Below are 24,473 nucleotides of genomic sequence, written 5' to 3'. Positions count from 1 at the left end.
GTGCCGTGGTAGTTCCGGAGCAGGGCCGATCCGCTGGGTCGCCCCGCGCCGGTGGCAGATGGCGATGGCTGCGCTGGGTGGCCGCGGTCGCCCTCGTGGCGTTGCTGGTCGGTGAGGGTGTCTACCTGTGGCCGCGCCTGCACGAGTCGTGGCGCGCCCTCACCGAGATCCACTGGGGATGGGCCGCGGCCTGCGTCGTGATGCAAGCGATCTCGCTGTCCGCGTTCGCGCGCGTCCAGAAGCAGTTGCTGCGCGCGGGCGGTGTCCGCGTATCGCAGCGACGCTCGCTCTCCGTCATCTACGGCAGCACCGCCATGGCGCTGACACTGCCGGCCGGCCAGGTCTTCTCCACAGCGTTCACGTACCGCGAGACACGCCGCTGGGGCGCGAGCCCGGTGGTCGCGTCGTGGCAGCTCGCCATTTCCGGCGTCATCGCCGCGCTCGGGCTGGCTGTCCTGGGCGTGACGGGAGCCTTCCTCGTCGGCGGCAGCGCCAACACCCTCGCACTGATCGTCCCCGTCGCCGGCGTGATCGCCCTCATCGCCGGCGTGCGCTACGTCCGCTCCCACCCCCAGTCGATCGTGGGCATCGGCCGGTGGGGGCTGTCGAAGTACAACTCGCTGCGCAACAACGATCCCGACACGGGCATGGCCCGGCTGGACGAGATCGTCGAGCAGGTGAAGTCGGTACGCCTCGGTGCCCGCGACGGCACGGTGTCGCTCGGCTTCTCCGCGGTGCACCGCCTGGCGGACGTCGCGTGCCTCGGGTTCGCCTGCTACGCCATCGGCGCGGATCCGAAGATCTACGGGCTCCTCATCGCCTTCTCGGCCAGCAAGACGGTGGGGTCCATCCCCGGTGCGCCCGGTGGTCTGGTCATCGTGGACGCCACTCTCATCGCGACCCTCACCACCGCCGCCAGCATCAGCGCGTCACAAGCGGTCGCGTCCGCACTGGTGTATCGCCTGGTCAGCTTCATCCTGGTGGCACTCGTCGGCTGGGTCGTCTTCCTGATCCTGTTCCGCAAACATCAGCACGAGGACCTGCACTTCGATCTCGCCGTCGAGCAGCGCGAGCGGACGGAACTTCGGGAGCGGACGGAACAGCCGTCGGCCACCCACCCGCTCGGCAAGGAATCTCCTCCGCGGGAATAGATGCGGACCGCGGTCCGGTTGTGTACTGTGAGGCTTGAACCTTCAACCACACAGGAGTTCGTCATGACTGCAGCAGTGTCCGTCCCCCAGCTCACCGCCGGCACGTGGGCCATCGATGCCACCCACTCGACCGTCGGGTTCACCGTCCGCCACCTGATGGTGAGCAAGGTCCGTGGCCGTTTCCAGACCTTCACCGGCACCATCACGGTCGACGAGAACGGCGCGCCCACCATCGACGCCGAGATCGATGTCGCCTCCATCACCACCGACAACGCGCAGCGCGACGGCCACCTCAAGACCGCCGACTTCTTCGAGGTCGAGAAGTTCCCCACTGCCACCTTCCGGTCCACCTCGGTCAAGGCCAAGGGCGACGACTTCGTGCTCACCGGTGACTTCACGCTGCACGGCGTGACCAAGTCCATCGATCTGAACGTCGAGTTCAACGGTGTCAACGCCGGCATGGGCAACGGACCGGTCGCCGGCTTCGAGGCCACCACCACGATCAACCGCAAGGACTTCGGCATCAGCATCGACATGCCCCTCGAGGGTGGCGGCGCCGTCGTCGGCGACAAGATCGGCCTGCTGCTCGAGATCGAGGCCGGCCACCAGGCCTGATCTCCTCCCGGAAAGACCCGCTCGACGCCCGCACAGCCGGCGCCGGTGCGGGTCTTTCCGCGTCTCGGCGCCTCGTAGTCTGGTGGCATGCCCGCGCGCACCCGCACTCCCGCCCTGTCGGCCCTCGCAGTGCCGGCGGTGATCGACGTCGTTCTCGTCCTCGTCTTCAGCGCCATCGGCCGAGGCAGCCACGAGGAGGGCGTGACCGTCGGGGGCACACTGTCGACGGCCTGGCCGTTCCTCGTCGGCCTCGCCGTGGGATGGGCGGTGACCTACGCGCTGTACCGCGAGAAGTTCGTCGCGGTGTCCCTGGTCCCCACCGGGGTGCTCGCGTGGATCGGCGCCGTCATCGTGGGCATGGTGCTGCGGCAGGTGTCCGGCGAGGGAACGGCCTTCAGCTTCATCGTGGTCGCGACGGTGACGCTGGCGGTGTTCCTGCTCGGGTGGCGTCTCGTCGCCCGCCTCGCGCAGCGTCGTCGCGCCTGACCCACACAGTTCCTCAGCCCAGCCACAGCCACGCTGCGAGGCCGAACCCGCACAGCGCCACGGCGATCCGGAGCGGATTCGGCGGAAGGTGTCTCACGATGCGCGGGCCGAGCGTTCCCCCGGCGATGGTGCCGATTCCCATCGCCAGTGCGGCGAGCCAGTTCACCTGGCCGGAGAACGCGAATATCACCGCGGCGACCAGGTTGGCCACACCCAGCAGGTAGCTCTTCAGGAGCGTTGCGCGCCAGACGGGTTCGGCCGTGCAGATCAGCGTCAAGGCCATGAAGATGACGCCCGCACCCGCGCCGAAGTAGCCGCCGTAGATCGCGACGAGGAAGATCGCGCTCGGATACAGCACCGGGAACGTCCGGTCACCGGCGAGGACGCGGATCCGCGGCTGCAGCAGCATGGCGACGGATGCGAGAACGACCAGGATCGGCACGACCGCCTCGAACGTCTCCCCCGGCGCGCGCAGCAGGACGACGGCTCCCGCGATGCCGCCCAGCGCGGCCCACAGGGTGAGCCAGAGCAGCGAACGACCGCTCTTGGCAAGCTCTTTGACCGACGACGCGGTGGCACCCACACCGGCCCCGACGAGCGCCACGGTGTTGGTCACGTTGGCCGCGACCGGTGGCAGCCCCACCGCCAGCAGCGCGGGGTACGACACGAGCGACGCCAGGCCGGTGATGTAGCCGATGACTCCGGCACCGAAGCCCGCCGCGATCAGCAGGACGAACTCGGTGACGGTCACGGGGTGAAACGTAGCAAGCCGGTGATCACTCCGACGGCGAGGCCATCTCGCGCATCAGCATGTTCGTCATGCGCGCCGCGGCATCGGTTCCGTCGGCGTCCTCGATGTAGACCGCGAAGGCCAGATCGCCCTTGGTGCCGAGGAACCAGCGATCGTCTCCGTTGTCCCCGGCGAGCCCGGTGACCGACGGATCGCTGACTCCTTCGCTGCGGGCGTTGTCACGCAGTGTGTTCCGCAGCGAGGTCAGCACGGCCGGGGCGACGGGCGAGCCCGCACCGGACACCGTCGCCGGTGCGCCGCCGACGATCATCGGAGCCGGTGCCGATCCGCGAGCGACGGCCGCCGCCATCTCGGCGAGGCCGAAGGGTGTCACCGTCATGCCGGAGACGGAGGACGTCCGGCTGACACCGCGGAACTGGTCCACCGCCGACTGGCCGTCGGGGAGCGAGGCGGTGACGGCGTCGAGACCGGGGATGTCGAAGGAGGTGCCCAAGCCGAACTGGCGTGCGGCGTCGGAGAATCCGATCTTCTGGCGATCGGCCGACGCCTGGATCACGTCCACGAGCGTCCCGGCGGGGTAGAGGCCGGTGAACGCCGGCGTGCCCTCGTCGTTGGCGTAACTGTTCTGCGCGGTGGCGACGACGGCGCCGGTGGACGGCTTCATGACCACGATCGAGGCCGGGGTCCCGACGCTGACGGCGGCGGTCTCAGCAGCGAGCTGCACGGCCGGGTCGAGAGTGGACGTGATGTCGGGTGATCCCGGACCCTGGAAACCTGCCAGTCGGGTGGTCTCGCCGTCGGTGTCCGCGACCTCGACAGCCCAGCCCGCGGTGGCGTCGCGGGAGTCCTGCCACACGGTCCGCAGCGAGTCCAGCACCGGCGACGTCAGCCGCCGGTCACCGGCGATGAGCTTGGGTTCCGCGTAGAGGACCACACCGGGGATCGCACGCAGGTCGTCCTCCAGCACGGCGTAGTCGTCGGCACGCAGGTTCACGGCGGTGATCACGGCACCGGGGTCCGCCGCGACGTCGGCCTGGAGCGACTCGGACGTGATCAGCGGCGCCACGACGTCGATGACGTCGGCGAGGCGGGACGTCGTGTCGGCCAGGTCGGAGGTCGCGGAGGGATCGAGCCGCACGGAGGCGACGTTCTGTTCCGCCATCATCACGGCGCCCGAGGCGTCGAGCACGCGCGGTGCGGGTGCATCGGTCCGGGCGTAGCGGACGGACCCACCGGCACGCAGTTCCGGGGCGAGGATCGACGGATCCCACGAGATGCGCCAGCCGACGCCGAGCTTGCGCGTCGACCCCTGGGTGGTGACGCGCCACTCGCGCGAGTCCTGGCCGCGGGGTTCGCCGAACGACCAGGTGGAGTCGACGGTGAAGAAGCCGGACTCGTCGTCCAGGCCGATGTACTGCGACATGCGGCTCGTCGAGACTCCGGGCCCCATCGAGTCGAACATGGCGCCGATCGTTTGGGCCGCGGCATTGGGGTAGGAGGTCAGCGCGGCGGCCGCGGCCACGTCACGTTGATCGAGGGCGGCGACGAACCGGTCCACCAGCACCGCCGCCTCACTGCGAGGCTTGTTCACCACGAACGAGGCGACAGTCGCGAGCGACACGAACACTGCGAGCAGCGCGACGACGTACCTGGAACGCAGAACCATGCCCCAATAATCACATGAGTCACACCAGTAACACAGCACGGTGAGCACTCGGACCGGTCACGATCCGGTCACCACTCAGCGCAGGAAGGACCCCGCCACCGTCAGCGCCGGCGCGGAGGAGTCGCCGCCCTCGACGAACACGGCGAACGCCAGGTCACCGCGGATGCCGACGAACCAGCCGTGCGCCGGGCCGCTCGCGACCTCGGCGGTGCCGGTCTTACCGAGCAGTCCGTCGATGTCCTGCAACTGCGTCGCCGTACCCGCGGTGACCGTCTCCCGCATCATGGCGCGCAGCTGGTCGGTCACCTCCGCCGGCGGGGCTGCGACGGTGCGATCCGCGGTACCGGGTCGTCCGGTGATCATGGTCGGCGACGGGGTGGATCCGTCCGCGATGGACGCCGCGACCAGTGCCATGCCGAACGGGGACGCGGTGACGGTGCCCTGCCCGATCGCGCTCTCGACGCGCTCGGCCGGCGTCGTCGCGGGCGGAACGCTGCCGGTCACGGTGGTGAGCCCGGGTGTCAGGTAGTCGACGCCGAGACCGAACTGCAGGGCCGCCTGCTGCAGCGCGTCGTCGGGCAGATCGACGGCCAGCTGACCCATGGTGGTGTTGCACGAACGCGCGAACGCCGTCTGGAGCGGAACCGATCCGAGGTCGAAGTTGTCGTCGTTGGGGATGGTCCGGCCCTCGATGTTCGCGGATCCGGGGCACGGCACCACGGTCGTGGGGGTGACGGTGCCCGCCTGCAGTGCCGCCGAGGTGGTGACGGTCTTGAAGGTGGAGCCCGGCGGGTACAGGCCCGTGAGGGCGATCGGGCCCTGCGCGTCCGCGGCCGAGTTCTGCGCGACGGCCACGACGTCTCCGGTGGAGGGCCGGATCGCCACGACGGCCGCGGCGTTCGCTGTCGACGCGAGAGCGTTCTCCGCCTTGAGCTGCAACAGTGTGTCGAGCGTGACCTGGATGTCCGGGCCGACGGTCGCCTCGACGCCGGTCACCCGCTGGGCGACGGAACCGTCGGCGGCCACCAACTGCACGGCCCACCCGGCGGTAGCGTCCTGCTGCTCCTGCCACAGCTGCGCCACGTCGTTCAGCGCGGGAGAGGACAGTGCGCGATTCTCGGTCAGCAGCCGCGTCTGCGGCGCCAGAGTGACGCCGGGCAAGGCGGAGAGCAGGGACTCGATGGGGGCGAGATCCTCCTGCCGCAGGCTCACGGCCGTCACCGACGGAGCGCTCGACTGCGCGTCGCGAAGGGATTCCGCCGTGACCGTCGGCGCGAACGGCGACACCAGTGCCGCGACGGCGCCGGGATCGGCGGTCTGGTCGAGATTCACCAGCGTCACCACCTGCTGCGACATGAGTGGCGCTCCCGAGGTGTCGACGACGCGAGGCGCGGTCGACGCGGTGACGGGCGTGTACCGAACCGTCGTCTCCGGAGTCAGGCCCGGTACGACGACACCCGGGTTCCAGGTGACCTTCAGCCCCTGTCCACCGTCGGCGACGGATCCGGTCGTCGTGTAGGTCCAGACGCGTTCCGCGTCCGCCGGGGCCGACGTGGTGGGAGCTGCCGTGGTGGTCGCCGTCGCGGATGCGGTACCGGTCGCGGGAGCCTCCGCCTCCTCGGGCGGTGCGAAGGACCAGGAGGCGGACAGTGTGAACGTCTGCTGCTCGTCGTCTGCCTGGCTCACCGTGAACCGCGGTGTCGCCGTGACCGTTCCGCCACCGCCGAGTCCGTCGTACATCTGGGTGAGCACCGCGGTCGCTGCCGCCGGATCCGAGGTCAACTCTGCCGCGGCGCCCACGTTCTGTGTGCTCAGCGCTTCGGCGAACCGATCGGCCGTCACACGGGACGCCGGGGGCTCGTCGGCACTGCACGCGGTGGCGGCGAGCGCGACCGCGATGGTCGCGGCGGCGAGACGGAGTCCGCTGCTGGTGGAAGGGCCGAATCGGCGGGACGGTCGAGACATCAGCGAAGGCACGCACTGATAGTGCCCCACCGATCCGTCGGTCACACGACGCGACGAACTCTTGACGCGCGGCGCGAGGTGTGTAATCTTGTAATCAATGGCGTTGTAATCAAGTAATCGCGCCACTGACGAAAGTAGAACATCATGAATCCCCATGACACCTTCCCCTTCGGGGAACGACCCTCCAGTCCCTTCGGTCGAGGTGACGCACCCCGGCGCGGTGGACCCCACGGACACGGCCGCGGTCGCGGCGCAAAGCGCGGCGAACGCGTCGGCCGGCCCGGCGGATGGCAGCAGAAAGACGTACCCGACGCAGGCGATGCGGAACAGTGGTTCCTCGGCCGCTTGCCCGACGACTGGTTCGACGGCACCGCCACGGTCGAGGTCGACCGTGAGGAGATCGTCGTGATCGGCGAGCTGAACGCCCCCGAGTCCGATGCCGGCGTCGAGGGCCGCATCGCTCGATTCCGTGAGTCCACCCGCGACGATCGCATGCGTATCGCCGACGAGGCCGAGGCACGCTACGGCCGCAAGGTCGCCTGGGGTGTCACCATCGACGGCGACACCACCCTCTTCACCCACCTCGCGGTGCCGGTCATGACTCGACTGCGTCAGCCCGAACGCAAGGTGCTCGACACCCTCGTCGACGCCGGCGTCGCACGCTCGCGCGCCGACGCGCTCGCCTGGGCCGTGCGGTTGACCGGCGATCACATCGACCCGTGGCTCGCAGAACTGCGCGAGGCCATGGCGAAGGTGGACGACCTGCGGGCCCAGGGACCCGACGTCCGGAACACTCACACTCAGGACGACGAGACCGACTGATTCACAGCCGTATTCGACATCTCTGTTGACCGTTCCGCGCTGCCGACCTAGAGTTGGTAGCTCATCGTCCCCGACGAACGGACAGGCAGTTGCTCCTCTCGTAAGTAGTGCGGATCCCACCGACGCGCACGTCGCGGTGGCACGACACTCCTCTCTAGGTGCTCCATGTCAGTATCACCCTCCGTCGTTCTCTCCGATCTCACCTTCTCCTGGCCCGACGGCCGGCCTGTCCTCGACGGCCTGGACGCATCGTTCATGCCGCGCCGGCCTGTCCTCGACGGCCTGGACGCATCGTTCATGCCGCGCCGGACCGGCCTCGTCGGCACCAACGGAGCGGGCAAATCCACTCTGCTGCACCTGATCACCGGGCGGTATCGACCGCAGCGCGGGTCCGTACGCGTCACCGGCACCGTCGGCCATCTTCCCCAGCAGGTGGTCACGAACGTCTCGGACACCGTCGCCGATCTCCTCGGCATCGGAGACGTCCGACGGGCCCTGGCACGCATCGAGCACGGCAGCACCGATCCCGACGACTTCACCGTCGTCGGGATGGACTGGGACGTCGAGGAGCGCACTCTCGCGTTGCTCGACTCGGCCGGCCTCGGCGAGAGTCTGGGCACGGCAGCAGATCTCGATCGACCGATGAGAACCCTGTCGGGGGGCGAGTCGACGATCGTCGCACTCGTCGGTCAGGTGGTCCGGCGGCCCTCCGTCCTGCTTCTCGACGAACCGACGAACAACCTGGACCGACGAGCTCGCTCCGCTCTGGGACGAGTACTCGACGAGTTCTCCGGCGCCGTCGTCGTCGCGAGTCACGACCAGGGCCTGCTCGACACCATGGACGACATCGCCGAACTCCACTCGGTACGGTCGTCGCCCGCGTCGCTCCGGATGTTCGGCGGCAACTGGACGCACTACCGGAGCGTCGTGGAGGGCGAGCAGGAGGCGGCGCGGGCCGCGGCGCGGTCGGCCGATCAGGATCTGCGCCGGCAGAAGCGGGATCTGGTCGAGGCGCAGACCACCGTGGCCCACCGGCGACGGATGGGAGAGAAGGCATCTCGCGAGAAGCGGGTACCGAAGATCGTCGCCCACAACCGGCGCAGCGCGGCGCAGGAGTCGGCTGCCAAGTACCGCATCGGACACGAGGACCGCGTGGCGGATGCCCGCGCCCGCGCCGACGAGGCGCACGAGATGATTCGTGACGACACCGAGATCGTGGTGGATCTGCCCGAGACGGCGGTGCACGCGTCGAAGTCGGTGGCGTCGACGGGCGAGATGCTGCTCGATCTGGACGGTCGGTACCCGGACAGGACGGTCGAACTCACGATCGTGGGCCCGGAACGCATCGCGCTCGTCGGGGACAACGGAGTCGGCAAGACGACTCTCCTGAGATCTCTGGCGTCGTCGGTGCCGACCGCGGTGCTGCCGCAATCCCTCGACGTGTTCGACGACGACGCGTCCGTGGTGGAGAACGTCCGCCGCGCGGCACCGGACACGTCGATCACCGACGTCCGAACTCGGCTCGCTCGCTTCCTCTTCCGCGGTCGGCGGGCCGACGCGGTGGTGCACACCCTGTCGGGCGGGGAACGGGTGCGGGCGGCACTGGCGATGCTGCTGCTGGCCGATCCGGCACCGCAGTTGCTGATTCTCGACGAACCCACGAACAATCTCGACGTCGCGTCCAGGACGCACCTCAGCACGGCGCTGTCGTCGTATCAGGGAGCCCTGATCGTGGTCAGCCACGACGAGGCGTTCCTCGATGCGCTGGGCATCACGCGGCGGGTCGATCTGACCGCCGACGGGCTCACCTCGACGTCCACCTGAGATCGCCCACCTGCGACCATGGCACCGTGGACTTCGCGACGAACCCGGTGGACGGCACCCGCATCGCCTGGTCGGTGACGGGTGACCCCACCGGCCCGCCGGTGATGCTGGTGCACGGCAGCCTGTTGTCGCACCAGATCTGGCGCACCTTCGGCTACGTCCGTGCGCTACGCGACCGGTACCGCCTGATCCTCGTGGACCAGCGTGGACATGGCCGGAGCGAGGCTCCTCGCGACGTCGAGGCCTACTCGATGGACCGTGTCAGCGAGGATCTGGTCGCCGTCCTGGACGCGGCGGACGTGTCCGCCGCGCACTACGTCGGCTACTCGTTCGGCGGTCGGTCCGGCCTCAATCTGGTCACCCGCATTCCCCAGCGTGTCGCATCACTCGTCGTGGGCGGAGCCGGATCGGGGCCGCAGAAGGGCGCGCTGGACAGCCTGTTCTTCGACGGCAGCGCCGACGTCCTCGCCGAACGGGGAATGGACGGGTTCGTCGACGAGTGGGCGAACCGCCGCGGCTTCCCGGTCGACTCCGGCACCCGAGCCGCGTTCCTGCGCAACGACTCCGAAGCGTTGGCCGCCTACTTCCGGGCATCGGACGACGATCCCGGTATCGCCGACGACGCCGTCCGCGCCATCACGGCGCCGACACTGTTCTACGTCGGCTCCCGCGACGTCCAGCGTATCGACGACACCCGTTGCACCGCATCGCTGATCGCCGGCTCCGAGTACGAAGAGCTCCGCGGATACGACCACGCGACGGCCGTCGCCGCCCCGGAGGCCGTCGAGCTCGTGTCCAGGTGGCTGGACACGGTCACGTCGTCGGAGCGGTGAGCGGATCGGGCGCTCGCCGTGTACGGCCGGTGTCGGACACGACGGCGAAACCTTCCCGTGCCCAGTACTCGAATCCTCCGATCAGCTCCCGCACGCGGGAGTAGCCGAGGCGACTGAGCGTCAGCGCCGCTCGGGTGCTGCCGTTGCATCCCGGTCCCCAGCAGTAGACGACGATGTCGGCGTCGCGATCCGGCTCCACCTCGGCGAGGCGCGTGCCCAGATCGGCCCCGACGATGTGTACCGCTCCGGGAATGCGTCCTGCACGCCAGGACGCGTCCGAACGAACGTCGATCAGCAGCGGCCCGGCACCGCGCGATCGCTCGGCGGCGAGATCGGCGGGATCGGTCTCGAACCTCAGTTTCGCGGCGAAGAAGTCGGCGGCGGACGGTGTCTGTTCCATGACCTCAGCCAATCCTGTTCGGGCGACTGGGAGAAGTGGTGATCACCGGCTGATCGCACGATCCGGCGTCGATCGGCCGGTATCGTTTTCTTTGTGCCGCGTAATCCACACCCCGAGGTCGACGAGATCGACCGGCGACTGCTGGACGAGCTGCAGAGCGACGGGCGCGCGAGCGTTGCACATCTGGCCCGAGTGGTGAACCTGTCGTCGAGTGCGACGGCCGACCGCGTCCGTCGCCTGACCGACATCGGCGTCATCACCGGCTACTCCGTCACTGTCGACACCGAGGCGCTCGGCTACACCGTCACCGCATTCGTCCGCCTGGCGTACCCGTCGGGCAATTACGGTCCGTTCGACGCACTGGTGGCGTCCACCCCGGAGATCATCGAGGCGCATCACGTCACGGGTGACGACTGCTTCATCATCAAGGTCCTCGCCCGCTCGATGCGGGATCTCGAACGCGTCACCGGCCGGCTCGCCACCCTCGGCTCCATCACCACCAACGTCGTGTACTCGAGCCCTCTCCCGAGTCGGCGCATCACTCCTGCGTGACGGCCCGCCGGTGGCATGGACCTTCGAACAACGCACGTCGCGCAGCCATGCGATGCCCACGGTGACCATGGTGAACGTCGTCCTCTCGAAGCCGTCCGGCCGCGACCGTCTCAGATGAGGCGGTTCCCACGTCGGACGCGCTGCGACAACGGGTGTGCGCACCCCTTCTAGTGACCGCACACCCCTCCCCACCGGCCGCAGACCGTGTGCGCTCACCGCTGGGGGTGTGCACACGGCTTGCGGCCGCACCTACGGGCCCGTCGGTAGCCTGGCGAACATGGCGTCACGGTTCTGGTCCCTGCTCGGTCGTTCGGTCGCGAAGGGGCATGCGCGGTCGCGAGGTGCCGTGGATGCCGCCCGGGCGCTGGAGGACCGCCACCGCGACCTCGACGCGGACGGTCTGCGTGCCGCGGCCGACGGTCTGCGCGGAGCCGGCTCCTTCGACGTGCCCGCGTTCCTCGCGCTCGCCCGCGAGGCGTCCGATCGCGCGTTGTCCCTGCGCCCCTTCGACACTCAGCTCTACGGAGCCGTACGGCTGCTGGAGGGCGACGTGATCGAGATGGCGACGGGTGAGGGGAAGACGCTCTCCGGCGCCGTCGCGGCCGCCGCCTACGTGCTGCAGGGCAGGGACGTGCACGTGGTGTCGGTCAACGACTTCCTCGCTCGACGCGACGCCGAGTGGATGGGCCCGTTCTACGACGCTCTCGGAGTCACGGTCGGGTGGATCACGGCGGAGTCGACGGCGGACGAGCGGCGCGCTGCCTACGGGTGCGATGTCACTTACGCCTCGGTCAACGAGGTGGGCTTCGACGTGCTGCGCGATCATCTGGTGGACGATGTCGAATTGCTCGTCTCCCCGACCGCGGACGTCGCCGTCGTCGACGAGGCCGACTCGGTGCTCGTCGACGAAGCTCTGGTGCCCTTGGTTCTCGCCGGTTCGATCGATCAGGACGTGTCGGCCGACGACGTGCTCGACGCCGTGCGATCCCTCGACGCGGACACCGACTGGGAGGTCGACGCCGAGCGTCGCAACGTGTTCCTGACCGATGCCGGGGCCGAGAAGCTCGAGGACGCACTGGGCGGGATCGATCTGTACAGCGAGGAGCACGTCGGCACCACGTTGGTGCGCGTCAATCTCACCCTGCACGCAGAGGTGTTGGTACGCAGGGATGTCGACTACATCGTGCGGGACGGTCGGGTACAGCTGGTCAACGCCTCCCGCGGCCGTGTCGCGGAGCTGCAGCGTTGGCCGGACGGTCTCCAGGCCGCGGTCGAAGCGAAGGAAGGCCTGGCGCGCACGGAGACCGGGCAGGTCCTGGACACCATCACCGTGCAGGCCCTGATGGGTCGGTACCGCCGCGTGTGCGGAATGACCGGAACGGCTCTCGCAGCAGGAGAACAGCTTCGGACGTTCTACGGCCTCGGGGTGTCGGTGGTCGAGCCGAACGAGCCGCTCGTCCGCGTCGACGAGGTCGACCGCGTGTACGCCACCGCTCCCGAGAAGAACGCGGCCGTCGTCGCCGCGGTGCTGGAAGCCCACGCCACGGGGCAGCCCGTGCTCGTGGGGACGCACGACGTCGAGGAGTCCGAATCGCTGGCCGCCCGGCTCGAGGACGCCGGAGTGCCGGTGGTCGCCCTCAACGCGAAGAACGACGCGGAGGAGGCCGAGATCATCGCGCGCGCCGGACTGCCCGATGCGGTGACCGTCTCGACGCAGATCGCCGGCCGCGGCACCGACATCAGGCTCGGCGACGGCGTGACCGACCTCGGCGGCCTTCTCGTGATCGGCACCGCGCGGTACGTCACCGAGCGCCTCGACAATCAACTACGGGGACGCGCCGGGCGACAGGGTGATCCGGGCCGCTCCGTGTTCTTCGCCAGTTGGGACGACTCGCTGGTGACGCGCTACCTGGAGAAGAGCGATCGCCCCGGCCACCCCGACGACACGGGTTTCCTCGAGACGGAGGTCGCGGCCAAGCGCATCGACCACGCGCAGCGCGTCGCGGAGGGCGCGATGCTCGACACCCACGCGTCCACCTGGCGGTACAACCAACTGACCGCCCAACACCGCGACATCCTCGACACGCGTCGGGCCGCGTTGCTCGGCACCGACGAAGCGTGGGACCTGCTGGCCACCCGTAATCCCGAGCGTGCCGCGGAACTGGAGGCCGTCGACTCCGACGCCCGCGTACGCGCCGCCCGGCGCATCGTTCTCCACCATCTCGACCGCGCGTGGTCCGACTACCTGGCGCACCTCGGCGATGTCCGCGAGAGCATTCATCTCCGGGCACTCGGGCGACAGAACCCGCTCGACGAGTACCACCGCATCGCGATCGAGGCGTTCGCCGAGGTGCAGTCCCGTGCCCTCGAGGAGTCCGACCGCACCTTCCTGACCTCGACGATCACCGACGACGGTGTGGACCTCGAGTCGGCGGGGCTGGTGCGTCCGTCTTCGACCTGGACCTATGTGCGCGAGTCGCACCGTCCACTCGCGTTCTGAGTGGCCTTCGGCCCCGTGCGCCCTTTGCGTATCCGGAGATGCGCAAAAGGCGCACGGGGGACGAAATCCCACTATTGCGAGTGATCACTCTCTAAGTTACGGTGAGCCCATCGCACAGTGATGGAGGTCACATGAACGAGTCGCACTTCGATGTGGTGATCAGCGGCGGGACCGTCTTCGACGGAGATGGTGGGCCGGGAGTTCGCCGCGATGTCGGCATCGTCGACGGCGTGGTCCGCGCCGTGTCCTCGGACGCGCTCGACGTCGGACCGGACACCGAGGTCATCGACGCCACCGGCCAGTGGGTCATGCCGGGATTCGTCGACGTGCACACTCATTACGACGCGGAGGTCCTGGTGGGGCCGGGCCTGAGCGAGTCGGTGCGCCACGGCGTGACGACGGTGCTGCTCGGCAACTGTTCGCTCTCCACCCTGTACTCCACTCCCGTCGACATCGCCGACCTGTTCAGCCGCGTCGAGGCCCTCCCCCGCGATCACGTGCTCAAGGCCGTCGACACGCACAAGACCTGGTCGGGCCCGGAGGAGTACATCGCCGCGCTCGAGCGCCTCCCGCTCGGACCGAACATCGCTGCGCTGGTGGGGCACTCGGACCTGCGCGCCCACGTCATGGGACTCGACCGGTCGACCGACCGCTCCCAGCGACCGACGCGCGAGGAGACGGCGCAGATGGCGGACGCTCTCGAGAAGGCACTCGACGCGGGCATGCTCGGCATGTCCACGATGACCAATCCCTGGGACAAGCTGGACGGGGATCGATACCGCTCGCGCTCGCTGCCGTCGTCCTACGCGTCGTGGTCGGAGTTCCGGCGTCTGCACAAGATCCTGCGTCGCCGCGGCCGTCTGCTGCAGAGCATTCCGAACCTGAACACCAAGTACGACATGGTGTTCTTCCTCGGCGCCGCGACGGGCATCGGCCGACGCGCACTGAAGGTCTCGCTGCTGGCCGCCGCCGACGCCAAGGCCTCACCGTGGATCCACCACATCTTCGGTCCGCTGGCCGCTGCGGTGAACGGACCGGGCAAGGGGCAGTTCCGCTGGCAGCACCTGCCCACGACGTTCGACGTCTACTCCGACGGAATCGACCTGGTCGTCTTCGAGGAATTCGGTTCCGGCAGAGCAGCTCTGCACCTTCGTGAGGAGCTCGGCCGTAACGAACTGCTGAAGGACGAGGCGTATCGACGCTGGTTCCGCGCCGACTTCGAGAAGAAGTTCTCCTCCCGTGTGTGGCACCGAGACTTCGGCGACGTCATCATCACCGAATGCCCCGACTCGTCCGTCATCGGCAAGAACATCGCAGAGTTGGCACGGGAGCAGGGGATCCACGTCGTCGACGCCTTCCTCGACCTGGTGGTCGAGCACGGCCGGAAACTACGCTGGCACACCACCATCGCCAATCATCGCCAGAAGCAGATGGACAAGCTGATCACGAAGCCCGGTGTGACGGTGGGGTTCTCCGATGCCGGGGCGCACCTGCGCAACATGGCGTTCTACAACTTCGGCATCCGCCTGCTGCGGCGCGTGAACGACGCCCGCGAGTCGTTCCTGACGGTCGGCCAGGCGGCTCACAAGCTCAGCGGCGAGCTCGCCGACTTCTACGGCGTCGACGCCGGCCACCTGCGTCTCGGCGATCGCGCCGACATCGTCGTGGTGAATCCCGCCGGCCTGACGGACGAGGTCGACGCGTACAACGAGGAGACGATGCCGGAATTCGGGGGTCTCAGCCGCATGGTCAACCGTAACGACACCGCGGTCACCGCGACGCTCGTCGGCGGACGAGTCGCGTATCGCGAGGGCCGATTCGCCTCCTGGTTCGGGGTGTCCGAGCGGGCGGGCCGATTCCTGCGAGCGGGCGTGAGGACACCTGCGGCCACTACCGTGTCCGTGTGAGACGAACGCAGGAAGAGCGCCGCACCGACACCATCGCGCGACTCCTCGACGCGACCATCGCGTCGCTGTGCGAGAAGGGTTACGCCGCCACGACGGTCAACGAGGTGGTGACCCGCGCGGGAGTGTCGTCGGGTGCGCTCTTCCGGCACTTCGCCACCCGTCTCGATCTCGTCGTGGCTGCGGCGGACGAGGTCCGGAGGCGCCAGTTCGAGGAGTTCCGCGCCGGGCTGTCCGGCTTCGGCTCGGCGTCCGTCGAGCACTGCCTGACGTTGCTGCGCGCCGCGTGCCGGGCGCCGATCAACGGTGCCTGGTACGAGCTGCTCATCGCCGCCCGGAGTGACGATGCACTGCGGGAGCGTCTCGTTCCGTTCACCGTGCGCTACCACCAGGAGATCACCGACCTCGGACGCTCGCTGCCGATCGCGGGCACGATTCCCGCGGCGGAACTCGATACGGTGCTCTTCACGGTGGTACACCTCCTCGACGGGGAAGCCCTCTCCGCCGTGGTGCATCCGCAGCCCGAGCAGGACGAGGTGCGGCTGCACCTCGTCGCGCGACTGCTCCGAGGAGAGTCGCTGTACAGAAGGAGCGAGGCAGGATGACCGAGCCGCACAGCAGGTGGACCGCTCACTCGACGGGTGCCGCACTGGCCGTGTTCGAGTACGGCGATCCGGAGTCGGACACGACGGTGTTGCTCGTGCACGGGTATCCGGACGACCACACCATGTTTCACCCGATGATCGACGCCATCGGTGATCGCGCCCGCGTCATCGCCTACGACACGCGCGGTGGTGGCCGCACCGTCGTCGAGCACCCGGAACGGTCCGAGTCGTTCGCCATCGAACGCCTGGCCGACGACACCTATGCGGTGGTCGAGTCGATCCCCGATCTCCGCGGAGCGGTCCACGCCTTCGCCCACGACTGGGGTTCGGTGCAGATGTGGGAGCCGATGAGCGATCCCCGCGCCGCCGAGGTGTTCGGATCGTTCACCTCCGTCTCCGGTCCCAGCATCGACCACCTCCGCGAGACGTCGCGTCGGCGCGGACTGCGGCCCACCCAGTGGCCGTCGGTGCTCGGTCAGCTCGCCCGGTCGTGGTACATCTGGGGCTTCCACGTGCCGGTCCTGGGAACGTACGTTCCGACTCTGTTCGTCCAGGCCGGTCCCGCGGACCCCGCTCCCGCCGCGGATCCGCTGAACATGCAGCGCGGTGTCGAGCTCTACCGCGCCAACATCATTCGGCGCATGCTGTCCGGGCCACCACCGCGGTGCGACGTACCCACACTCGTCGTGGTTCCGCTGAAGGATCGCTTCCTCTCCCCCGATCTGGTCCAGGACGTCGACCGCTGGGTCCCCGACCTGACCGTCCTGGAGGTCGACGCGAAGCACTGGTGGCCCTGGAGTCACCCGGGAGACGCGGCGGACGTGCTGCTCGACCACGCCGCCCGGGACCGATAGCCCCGGCGTCAGGTCTCGGTCGTGTCGACCGGACTGCGGCGCCGACGGATCACCCCGGTGACGACGGCCGTGATCGCGCCGACAGCGAGGACGATGGCCGAGGCGAACGGGAGCCTGGTGTCGACGAGACCCAGCACGACGACGACGGGAATGGCCAGCGCCGGCCACGGGAACACCGTTCTCCAGTCGCCGGAACTCCAGCCGAGAACGGCGCAGATCCCGACGACGAACAGCGCCACCCCACCGGACAGGGCCCAGCGCCCGGCATCGGTCAGTTCGCCGACGGGATGCAGGACGTACTGCTGGATCCCGACGCCGAGGAGAGCGACACCCAGGGTGAGAGGGAGGTGCCCGTAGACGTACCCGTCGGCACGCCCACTGCCCACCACCCGCTCGTCGTCCTGGATCTCCGTCTTGGCCTCCGCGCCGCCGATGTCGAAGTACATCCACCATACGGCTGCAGCGATCGTGAATCCGAGTGCCGCGACGGCGACGGACGAGAACATCCAGTGGGTGTCGTGCATCCCGAGCACCACAGCCGAGATCGACTCACCGAGAACGAGAATGACGAAGAGCCCGAACCTCTCCGGCAGATGCTCGAGGTGCAGCGGAACATCCGGTCCCCAGTGGGTCGCGGCGAACGGCGCCGCGGCCTCCACCATGATTCCCACCGCCCACAGCAGGTAGGTGATCGGTGACGGGGTGAGCAGCGAGACCGTCCAGATCACGATACTGACGCCGGTGGCCGCGAGGTACAGATCGATCGTGACGCGGACGTCGGGGATGTGCCGCCGTGCGCGAAGATACAGACCGGCGAGAATCACCCGCGTCGCGATGTACCCGGCTCCGAAGGCGACGGTGCCGTCGCCGCCCACCGCCGTCGCGGCACTGGCGGCCATCACCGCCACGGCGAAGGTGGCGGCGAGTTTCAGCAATCGGTACAGGACGTCGTTCGTGTCGAACCTGTTGGCGTACAGCGTGGTGGTCACCCAGGACCACCACGTGACGGCGAAGATTCCCGCGAACTCGGCGATGCCCTGCCAGCGAAGGTCGTCCTTCAGTGCGAGTGCGAGTTGGTGCACGACCAGCACGTAGGCGAGGTCGAAGAACAGCTCCAACCGGGTCGCGCCGCGATCGGCCTCGGTCCGCAGCTTCGGCGGTTGCACCAGCGGAGTGCGCTGGTCGGCTCCCGCATCGGTGTCGCCGTCCGAATGCGCCGTCACGTCATCACCACCCTGCAGGTTGCGAATCGGACATACCTCGCGGATCGGACGGTCAGCCGATGATGCGCGACACTACGCCCCGCGCCACTTCCTCGGGACGGAACTGCTCGCTCGCGTACGCGGAGATGGCGACCACTCCGCCGGCCAACGCGGGGACGACCCACTGCAGTGCCTGGAGTTTCTTCTGCGCGGCCGCCACGTGCGGTGGCGTGGACGCGGTGGGTGTGGTCCCGTCGGAGGCTGGTACCGCACCTTCCTTCGAGACCGTCTGTCCCAGAACGCGGCTGTACGCGGTGACCGCCAGTGCTGCCGCCGTGAGCGCGGTCTTGGCGACGGCCATCGAAGCGACGCCGTCCTGCGCCTTCAGACGTCCGTAGTCGTTCTTCAGCAGTGCTGTCGCACCGGCGAGATGGACACCGATGGCCGCGGCGTTGACCGGCGTCCACCGATCCCATCCCTCGTTGGTGACAGCCCCGGTGGAGGCGGCGGTGTCGGCGTTCGACGACGCCTCGTTCAGTGCGACGGCATTGGCGAGGGTTCCGCCGAACCAGGCCGCGAGTCCGACATCGTGGAGCAGGTGGGCAAGGGTGGCACGGGCCATGAGAATCTCCTGTGTCGAGAGCGAGTGCCTCGAACTACCCTCGTGCCGTGCGCTGAAACGTGTCGACCGGTCCAGGACGTCGACCGCCGGGTGCCGGACCTGACCGTCCCGGAGGTCGACGCGAAGCACTGGTGGCCCTGGAGTCACCCGCGAGACGCGGCGGACGTGCTGCTCGACCACGCCCACAGGGACCGACAGCCCGCAGGCGAGTGTGAGTACACACGATCGACGAACACTCTGCCGATCCGCAGAATCACCGGCGATCCTGTGGCCGCACGCTCACATGCGAGGTCCCGCGACGGTGGACGGGTGTGGGAACGGTCTTCCCGGCACGTTCCCACACCCGAGTCTTGCCCCCCTGCGGCTCAGGCCCCGATCCGCTCCCCCGAGGTCGGGTGGAACAGGTACGCGGTGCCCTCCTGCTTGGTCAGCGTGACCTTCTCGCCGATCCGCGCGGGTGCCCTCCTGGGAGAGCGTGCCACGATCGTGGCCGGTGTGCCGTCCGAGGCGCGGATCCGGGTGTCGTCGAAGCTGGCGTAGAGGTAGCTCTCGTTGCCCAGTTCCTCCACGAGGTCGACGGTGACCAGCAGTCCGTCGTCGTCCGCGGAGCCGATCGCGAGCTGTTCTGGACGCAGGCCGAGGGTCACCTCGTCGAGTCCCGCGGCGGCGATGGCGGTGAGCTGGTCGCGCTCGAGGGGGACGGTGCGCTCACCGACCTTCAGGCCGCCGGACACGACGGGCACCGTGAACAGGTTCATCGCCGGCGAGCCGATGAATCCGGCCACGAAGGCGTTGACCGGGTGGTCGTAGAGCTCGGTCGGCGCGGCGAACTGCTGCAGCTTGCCGTCCTTGAGGATCGCAACGCGGTCGCCCATCGTCATGGCCTCGACCTGGTCGTGGGTGACATACACGGTGGTCGTCCCCAGCCGACGCTGCAGCGCGGCGATCTGCGTGCGTGTCTGTACCCGCAGTTTGGCGTCGAGGTTCGACAGCGGCTCGTCCATGCAGAACACCTGGGGCTCACGGACGATCGCGCGGCCCATGGCCACGCGCTGCCGCTGACCGCCGGAGAGCTTGCCGGGCTTGCGATCCAGGTACTCGGTGAGGTCGAGGAGTCGGGCCGCCTCGGCGACGCGAGCCTGACGCTTCTCGAGGCTGACCCCGCGCATCTTGAGCGCGAAGCCCATGTTCTCGCCGACGGTCTTGTTGGGGTAGAGCGCGTAGTTCTGGAACACCATCGCGATGTCGCGGTCCTTGGACGGCACACCGACCATGTTCTTCCCGCCGATCTCGATGGCACCGCCGTCGATCTCCTCGAGACCGGCGAGCATCCGCAGCGCGGTGGATTTCCCGGAGCCCGACGGGCCGACCAGGACGACGAACTCGCCGTCCTGGATGTCGAGGTCGAGCGAGTCCACCGCCAGCTTGTCGGCGCCGTCGTAGATGCAGGACGCTTGCTTGTACGAGATTGCAGCCATGGTTCTTTCTCCTACTTGATGGCGCCGAAGGACAGGCCGCGCACGAGCTTGTTCTGCGCGAACCATCCGGCGAGGACGACGGGGAGGGCTGCGAACGTCGCAGCGGCGGAGAGCTGGGCCCAGTACAGGCCCTGCCCGGTGATGAAGCCGACGAGGTAGACCGGAATCGTCTGTGCCTGAACGGCGGTGAGGTTGACGGCGAAGAAGAACTCGTTCCACGAGAAGATCACACAGATCAGCGACGTGGCCGCGATGCCGGGCGAGACCAGAGGCAGGATGACCTCCCGCACCGATGTCCACAGCGAGGCACCGTCCATGCTCGCGGCCTCGAGCAACTCGCTCGGGACCTCGAGGAAGAACGACCGCATCATCCACACCGCGATCGGCAGATTCATCGCCGTGTACAGGATGATGAGCGCCCAGATGTTGTCGAGCAGACCGATGTCGCCGACGATGACGTACAGCGGCACGATGGCCGCCACGACCGGCAGCATCTTCGTCGAGATGAAGAAGAAGAGCACGTCCTGCGTCTTCTTCACGGGACGCAGCGACAGGGCGAATGCAGCCGGGACACCCAGCAGCAGAACGAGAATCGTGGACACGACGGTCGCGAAGGCCGAGTTGAGCAGCGTGGTGCCGATGCCGCTCTCGAGAACGCCGCGGTACTGGTCGAGGGTCGGGGTGAAGAAGATCTTCGGCGTCGCGGTGTACGCATCGGCTTCCTGCTTGAACCCGGTGATGACCATCCACAGGACCGGGAAGAAGAAGGCGATGCCGGCGACCCAGGCGACGAAGGACCAGATCGATCCGGGCCCCCATCGCTTCTTGCGTGTGATCGGCGCGGTGACGCTCGGAGTTCCGCTGCCGGCGCTCCGCTCGGTGGTGGTACTCATCAGGCAGCCTCCTCTTTCCCGCTGAAGCTCGTGAAGATCAGTCGCAGCGCCAGTGTGCTGACGACGATGGTGGCCACCACGGTGACGACGCCCATGGCCGCGGCCTGGCCGATGTCGAAGCCGAGGAACGCTCGTTGATAGATGTAGAACGGCAGGTTCGACGACGCCACACCCGGGCCACCGGACGTCATCATGTAGACGGCGTCGAAGGTGTTGATGAGGTAGATGGCGCCGAGGACCGCCCCGAGCTCGATGAAGCGTCGCAGATGCGGCAACGTCAACTCGCGGAACAGTGCGACGGGCCCGGCGCCGTCCACCCGCGCCGCCTCCGCGATGTCCTTCGGCATCGACTGCAGTCCCGCCAGGATGAGCAGCATCATGAAGGGGGTCCACTGCCAGACGAGGTTGGTCATGACCGCGGCGAGCGGGAACCGCGAGACCCAGTCGATCTGGTCGACCCCGAACGGGCTGAGCACGAAGTTGATGAGGCCGAACACCGGGTCGAACATGGTGGTCTTCCAGATCAGTGCACCGGCGACCGGGGTGATGAGGAACGGAGTGATCAGCAGGGTGCGGATCAGACCGCGGCCGATGAACTTACGGTCCAGCAGCAGTGCGAGCACCAGGCCCAGCGCCACCGAGATGATCACCGTGCCCACGATCATGATCACCGTGTTGAACGCGACCGAGCGGAACTGGCTGTCCCGGAACACGTCCACGTAGTTGTTCAGACCGTTGAACTCCCGCGATCCGGGGCGCACCAGGTTCCACGACTGCGTCGAGTAGTACAGCGTGAACAGGAACGGGATCTGCGTGACGACGATCGCGAAGACCATGGCCGGCAGCAGGGGACCGCGGCGCCGCCACCCCTCCGCCTTCGAGATCACCCGTTCGCGAGGAACGAACGGCGTCTCGGATCTCGCCGAGCCGACTTCGGTCGTGGTCATCACTGATCCTCCTGATACGTCTTGCCGACCACCTCGGCGTACTGCTGCGCTTGAGCGAGCGCGTCCTGGACGCTGATCTGTCCTGCCACGGCGGCGCTGATCTGCTGACTGACCCGAGTGCCGAGATCCTGGAACTCGGGGATGGTGAGGAACTGGACGCCGGTGTACGGCACCGGATCGACCGTCGGGTTCAGCGGATCGGCATTGTTTATCGAGTCGAGCGTGACCTGACCGAAGGCGGCCGACGCCTCCTTGTACTCCGGGATCTCGTAGGTGGACAACCGGCTTCCCGGTGGCACCCGCTCCCAGCCGAGCTCGGTGCCGACCTTCTTCAGGTACTCCTTGTTCGTCATCCACGACACGAACTTCCAGGCGTCGTCCGGGCTTTCCGACGTCGTCGGGATGCCGAGCGACCAGGAGTACAGCCACCCGTTGTCGCCCTTGGCCGCCGACGGGGCCTTGGCGTACCCGATCTTGCCGACGACGTTGCTCGACGTGGGGTCCTCAAGCACCGACACCGCCGAGGTGGCGTCGTACCACATGGCCGTGTTGCCCTGTGCGAGTTGCGTTCCGCACTCGCTGAAGCCGCTCGTCGCCGCGCCGGCCTGTCCGTGCGACCGGACCAGGTCGACGTAGAACTGCACGGCTTCCTCGACCTGCGGACTGTCGAGTTGCGCGTTCCAGTTCTCGTCGTACCACCGGCCGCCGAAGGCGTTGATGACGGTGTCGAGGGGCGCGAGCACCTCGCCCCAGCCGGGCTTGCCACGCAGGCAGATGCCGGACATGCCCGGACGGTCGAGTGTCGCGGCGGCCTCGGCCACCTGATCCCAGGTGGGCTCGGCCGGCATCGTGATGCCTGCTTCCTCCATCAGGTCCTTGCGGTACATGAGGAAGGACGACTCACCGTAGAACGGCACCGAGTACATGCTTCCCTCGTAGGACAGCGACTCCTTGAGCGACGGGATGAAATCGTCCTCGTCGTATCCCGGTGTGGCCTGCGCGTACTCGGACAGATTGGTGAGCCACCCGTTCTCGGCCCATTGCGGCGTCTCGTAGTTGCTGATCATCACCACGTCGAACTCACCACCGCCCGTGGCCACCGACGCCGTGATCTTCGCGCGCGCCTCGTTCTCGGACAGCGAGACGAACTTCAGGTTCACACCCGGGTTCTCGGCCTCGAACTCCGGTGCGAGCGAGATCGCGTCGGACATCTGCGAGTTGGAGACGATGGCCACGGTGATGGTCGTGCCGCCACCGTCACCTCCGAACGATCCCGCGCCCGCGCAGCCGCTCGCCGTCAGCACGGTGGCTGCGGCGAGGGCGGCGAGTGGGACGAATCGTGATGTCACGTCGGTACTACCTCGATTCCTTCATGGGGTTGCTGCCGTGCTCGTCGAGAAGGTCCAGAGCACAGGCGATATCGGTCACCAGGACGGTGGCGAGACGGCCGCGCAGAGCGGCCCGGATCGCGGCGTGCTTGCGCGCACCGCCGGAGATGAGGAGCGTGGTGGCGCAGTTCCGGATGTCGTCCAGCGGCACCGAGACCGTGCGGTCGGTCAGGGAGCTGTCGACGTCGGCGCCGTCGGAGTCGAAGAACCGACCGCCGATCTCACCGACCGCACCGAGTCGATCGAGTTCGGACAGGAGGTCGGCGTCGAGGAAGCTTCCCTCGAACAGCGTCGTCGACGTCGACACCGGGCCCAGTCCGAAGAACATGAGGTCCGCGGTGCGTCCGGCGTCGAGCGCCTTGGACATCAGCGAGTCCTGTTGCAGCGCGACGACTGTCGCCGGGTCGGCGTAGAGAGGGGCGTTGAGCCGCATCGGCGTCGCCTGCAGTTGCTCGGCGCAGCGGGTGAGGACGAAGTCGACACCGGTCTGGTAGTCCGCGGTGCTCATGGATCCGTCCAGCTGCACCACGCGGGCGCAGCGGCTGCCGCGTCCCTGGAGCGACTGCGCCACCGCAACCGTCTCCGGCCCCCACGTGAAACCGAGTGTGTGAGCAAGCTGCACGCGCCGGGTGAGGATGCCCGACGCGGCGCGCCCCACCGCGTCGTACCGACCGCCGGCGTCGTCGATGGTCGACGTGACCACCAGCGCCTCGTCCAGGCCGTACCGCTCCTCGAGTCGACGTTCGAGATCGGTGTGCACCGATCCGCTGATCTCCTCGGGCACGTGGATCTCGATGCGCACGAGCCCGTTCGCCCGAGCCCGAGCGACGAGTCGACCTGCCGTGGGACGGGAGACACCGAGCTTGGTGGCGATCTCCGCCTGGGTCGCGCCCTCGACGTGGTACATCGTCGCCGCACGCAGCGCGAGCCTCAGCTCGTCGCTCGAACTCGGCGTCGTCACGATGTCGCTCCCGGTCGTCGAGGTGAGCATCTGCTCACCTGGTGTTCATCTGCT

Annotated in this window: 22 protein-coding genes; 11 read left to right on the top strand and 11 right to left on the bottom strand. The window is 68.2% G+C overall.

Annotated features, from left to right (window positions below):
• Nucleotides 1-5 precede the first annotated feature (5 nt).
• From QE397_RS21260 to QE397_RS21250, 3 genes are all read left to right on the top strand, one after another.
• On the top strand, nt 6-1,151 hold the full coding sequence (locus tag QE397_RS21260; protein WP_307097184.1) for a YbhN family protein: 1,146 nt from the start codon (nt 6-8) through the stop codon (nt 1,149-1,151).
• 63 nt (nt 1,152-1,214) lie between these two features.
• Nucleotides 1,215-1,766: a YceI family protein gene (locus QE397_RS21255; protein WP_027506170.1), complete on the top strand. Its 552-nt coding sequence runs from the start codon at nt 1,215-1,217 to the stop codon at nt 1,764-1,766.
• Nucleotides 1,767-1,853: 87 nt separating this feature from the next.
• Complete coding sequence (locus QE397_RS21250) at nt 1,854-2,252, top strand: DUF3054 domain-containing protein (RefSeq protein ID WP_051613436.1); 399 nt, start codon at nt 1,854-1,856, stop codon at nt 2,250-2,252.
• Between the two features lie 13 nt (nt 2,253-2,265).
• Here the strand turns inward: QE397_RS21250 and QE397_RS21245 are convergent, their stop codons facing one another.
• The 3 genes from QE397_RS21245 to QE397_RS21235 form a co-directional block, all read right to left on the bottom strand.
• Nucleotides 2,266-3,003 (bottom strand): sulfite exporter TauE/SafE family protein, encoded by a 738-nt coding sequence (locus tag QE397_RS21245; RefSeq protein WP_027506168.1) that lies wholly within the window; start codon nt 3,001-3,003, stop codon nt 2,266-2,268.
• A gap of 25 nt (nt 3,004-3,028) precedes the next feature.
• Nucleotides 3,029-4,669: a penicillin-binding protein gene (locus QE397_RS21240; protein ID WP_027506167.1), complete on the bottom strand. Its 1,641-nt coding sequence runs from the start codon at nt 4,667-4,669 to the stop codon at nt 3,029-3,031.
• Between the two features lie 75 nt (nt 4,670-4,744).
• Nucleotides 4,745-6,646, bottom strand: coding sequence for a penicillin-binding transpeptidase domain-containing protein (locus QE397_RS21235; RefSeq protein WP_307097180.1), 1,902 nt, complete (start codon nt 6,644-6,646; stop codon nt 4,745-4,747).
• A gap of 132 nt (nt 6,647-6,778) precedes the next feature.
• Between QE397_RS21235 and QE397_RS21230 the strand changes: the two genes are divergently transcribed.
• From QE397_RS21230 to QE397_RS21220, 3 genes are all read left to right on the top strand, one after another.
• The gene (locus tag QE397_RS21230; protein ID WP_261775949.1) at nt 6,779-7,456 is read left to right on the top strand and encodes a hypothetical protein; all 678 of its coding nucleotides are present in this window, start codon (nt 6,779-6,781) and stop codon (nt 7,454-7,456) included.
• Between the two features lie 165 nt (nt 7,457-7,621).
• Nucleotides 7,622-9,280 carry an ABC-F family ATP-binding cassette domain-containing protein gene (locus QE397_RS21225; protein ID WP_307097178.1) on the top strand — a complete coding sequence of 553 codons (1,659 nt, stop codon included), beginning with the start codon at nt 7,622-7,624 and terminating at the stop codon, nt 9,278-9,280.
• A 26-nt stretch (nt 9,281-9,306) separates the two neighbouring features.
• Complete coding sequence (locus tag QE397_RS21220) at nt 9,307-10,113, top strand: alpha/beta fold hydrolase (RefSeq protein ID WP_307097176.1); 807 nt, start codon at nt 9,307-9,309, stop codon at nt 10,111-10,113.
• Here the strand turns inward: QE397_RS21220 and QE397_RS21215 are convergent.
• Entirely contained in the window at nt 10,094-10,513 is a 420-nt protein-coding gene (locus tag QE397_RS21215) for a rhodanese-like domain-containing protein (protein ID WP_307097175.1), read from the bottom strand. The two genes, QE397_RS21220 and QE397_RS21215, sit on opposite strands and share 20 nt — an antisense overlap.
• Nucleotides 10,514-10,606: 93 nt before the next feature.
• Between QE397_RS21215 and QE397_RS21210 the strand changes: the two genes are divergently transcribed.
• The 5 genes from QE397_RS21210 (at nt 10,607) to QE397_RS21190 (ending at nt 16,928) form a co-directional block, all read left to right on the top strand.
• Nucleotides 10,607-11,065 carry an Lrp/AsnC family transcriptional regulator gene (locus QE397_RS21210; protein ID WP_307097172.1) on the top strand — a complete coding sequence of 153 codons (459 nt, stop codon included), beginning with the start codon at nt 10,607-10,609 and terminating at the stop codon, nt 11,063-11,065.
• A 277-nt stretch (nt 11,066-11,342) separates the two neighbouring features.
• Nucleotides 11,343-13,565: an accessory Sec system translocase SecA2 gene (gene secA2, locus QE397_RS21205; RefSeq protein ID WP_307097170.1), complete on the top strand. Its 2,223-nt coding sequence runs from the start codon at nt 11,343-11,345 to the stop codon at nt 13,563-13,565.
• 131 nt (nt 13,566-13,696) lie between these two features.
• On the top strand, nt 13,697-15,472 hold the full coding sequence (locus QE397_RS21200) for an amidohydrolase family protein (RefSeq protein ID WP_027506161.1): 1,776 nt from the start codon (nt 13,697-13,699) through the stop codon (nt 15,470-15,472).
• Nucleotides 15,469-16,074 (top strand): TetR/AcrR family transcriptional regulator, encoded by a 606-nt coding sequence (locus QE397_RS21195; protein WP_027506160.1) that lies wholly within the window; start codon nt 15,469-15,471, stop codon nt 16,072-16,074. The genes QE397_RS21200 and QE397_RS21195 overlap by 4 nt, the downstream gene beginning before the upstream one ends.
• Entirely contained in the window at nt 16,071-16,928 is an 858-nt protein-coding gene (locus QE397_RS21190) for an alpha/beta fold hydrolase (protein WP_307097167.1), read from the top strand. The genes QE397_RS21195 and QE397_RS21190 overlap by 4 nt, the downstream gene beginning before the upstream one ends.
• Before the next feature lie 8 nt (nt 16,929-16,936).
• On the opposite strand, the gene QE397_RS21185 is transcribed toward QE397_RS21190, so the two are convergent.
• From QE397_RS21185 to QE397_RS21155, 7 genes are all read right to left on the bottom strand, one after another.
• On the bottom strand, nt 16,937-18,151 hold the full coding sequence (locus QE397_RS21185; protein WP_307097165.1) for a low temperature requirement protein A: 1,215 nt from the start codon (nt 18,149-18,151) through the stop codon (nt 16,937-16,939).
• Nucleotides 18,152-18,203: 52 nt separating this feature from the next.
• Entirely contained in the window at nt 18,204-18,752 is a 549-nt protein-coding gene (locus tag QE397_RS21180) for a hypothetical protein (RefSeq protein WP_222632212.1), read from the bottom strand.
• Nucleotides 18,753-19,117: 365 nt separating this feature from the next.
• On the bottom strand, nt 19,118-20,230 hold the full coding sequence (locus QE397_RS21175; RefSeq protein WP_027506158.1) for an ABC transporter ATP-binding protein: 1,113 nt from the start codon (nt 20,228-20,230) through the stop codon (nt 19,118-19,120).
• An 11-nt stretch (nt 20,231-20,241) separates the two neighbouring features.
• Nucleotides 20,242-21,123 carry a carbohydrate ABC transporter permease gene (locus QE397_RS21170; protein ID WP_027506157.1) on the bottom strand — a complete coding sequence of 294 codons (882 nt, stop codon included), beginning with the start codon at nt 21,121-21,123 and terminating at the stop codon, nt 20,242-20,244.
• Nucleotides 21,123-22,070 (bottom strand): carbohydrate ABC transporter permease, encoded by a 948-nt coding sequence (locus tag QE397_RS21165; RefSeq protein WP_307097161.1) that lies wholly within the window; start codon nt 22,068-22,070, stop codon nt 21,123-21,125. The genes QE397_RS21170 and QE397_RS21165 overlap by 1 nt, the downstream gene beginning before the upstream one ends.
• Nucleotides 22,070-23,419 (bottom strand): sugar ABC transporter substrate-binding protein, encoded by a 1,350-nt coding sequence (locus QE397_RS21160; protein WP_027506155.1) that lies wholly within the window; start codon nt 23,417-23,419, stop codon nt 22,070-22,072. The genes QE397_RS21165 and QE397_RS21160 overlap by 1 nt, the downstream gene beginning before the upstream one ends.
• A gap of 7 nt (nt 23,420-23,426) precedes the next feature.
• A complete protein-coding gene (locus QE397_RS21155; RefSeq protein ID WP_307097159.1) occupies nt 23,427-24,449 on the bottom strand; it encodes a sugar-binding transcriptional regulator in 1,023 nt (340 codons plus the stop codon).
• Nucleotides 24,450-24,473 lie beyond the last annotated feature (24 nt).

Source organism: Rhodococcus sp. SORGH_AS_0301 (genome assembly GCF_030818285.1).
Taxonomy (GTDB): Bacteria; Actinomycetota; Actinomycetes; order Mycobacteriales; family Mycobacteriaceae; genus Rhodococcoides.
This window is presented reverse-complemented; position numbering and strand designations above follow the sequence as displayed.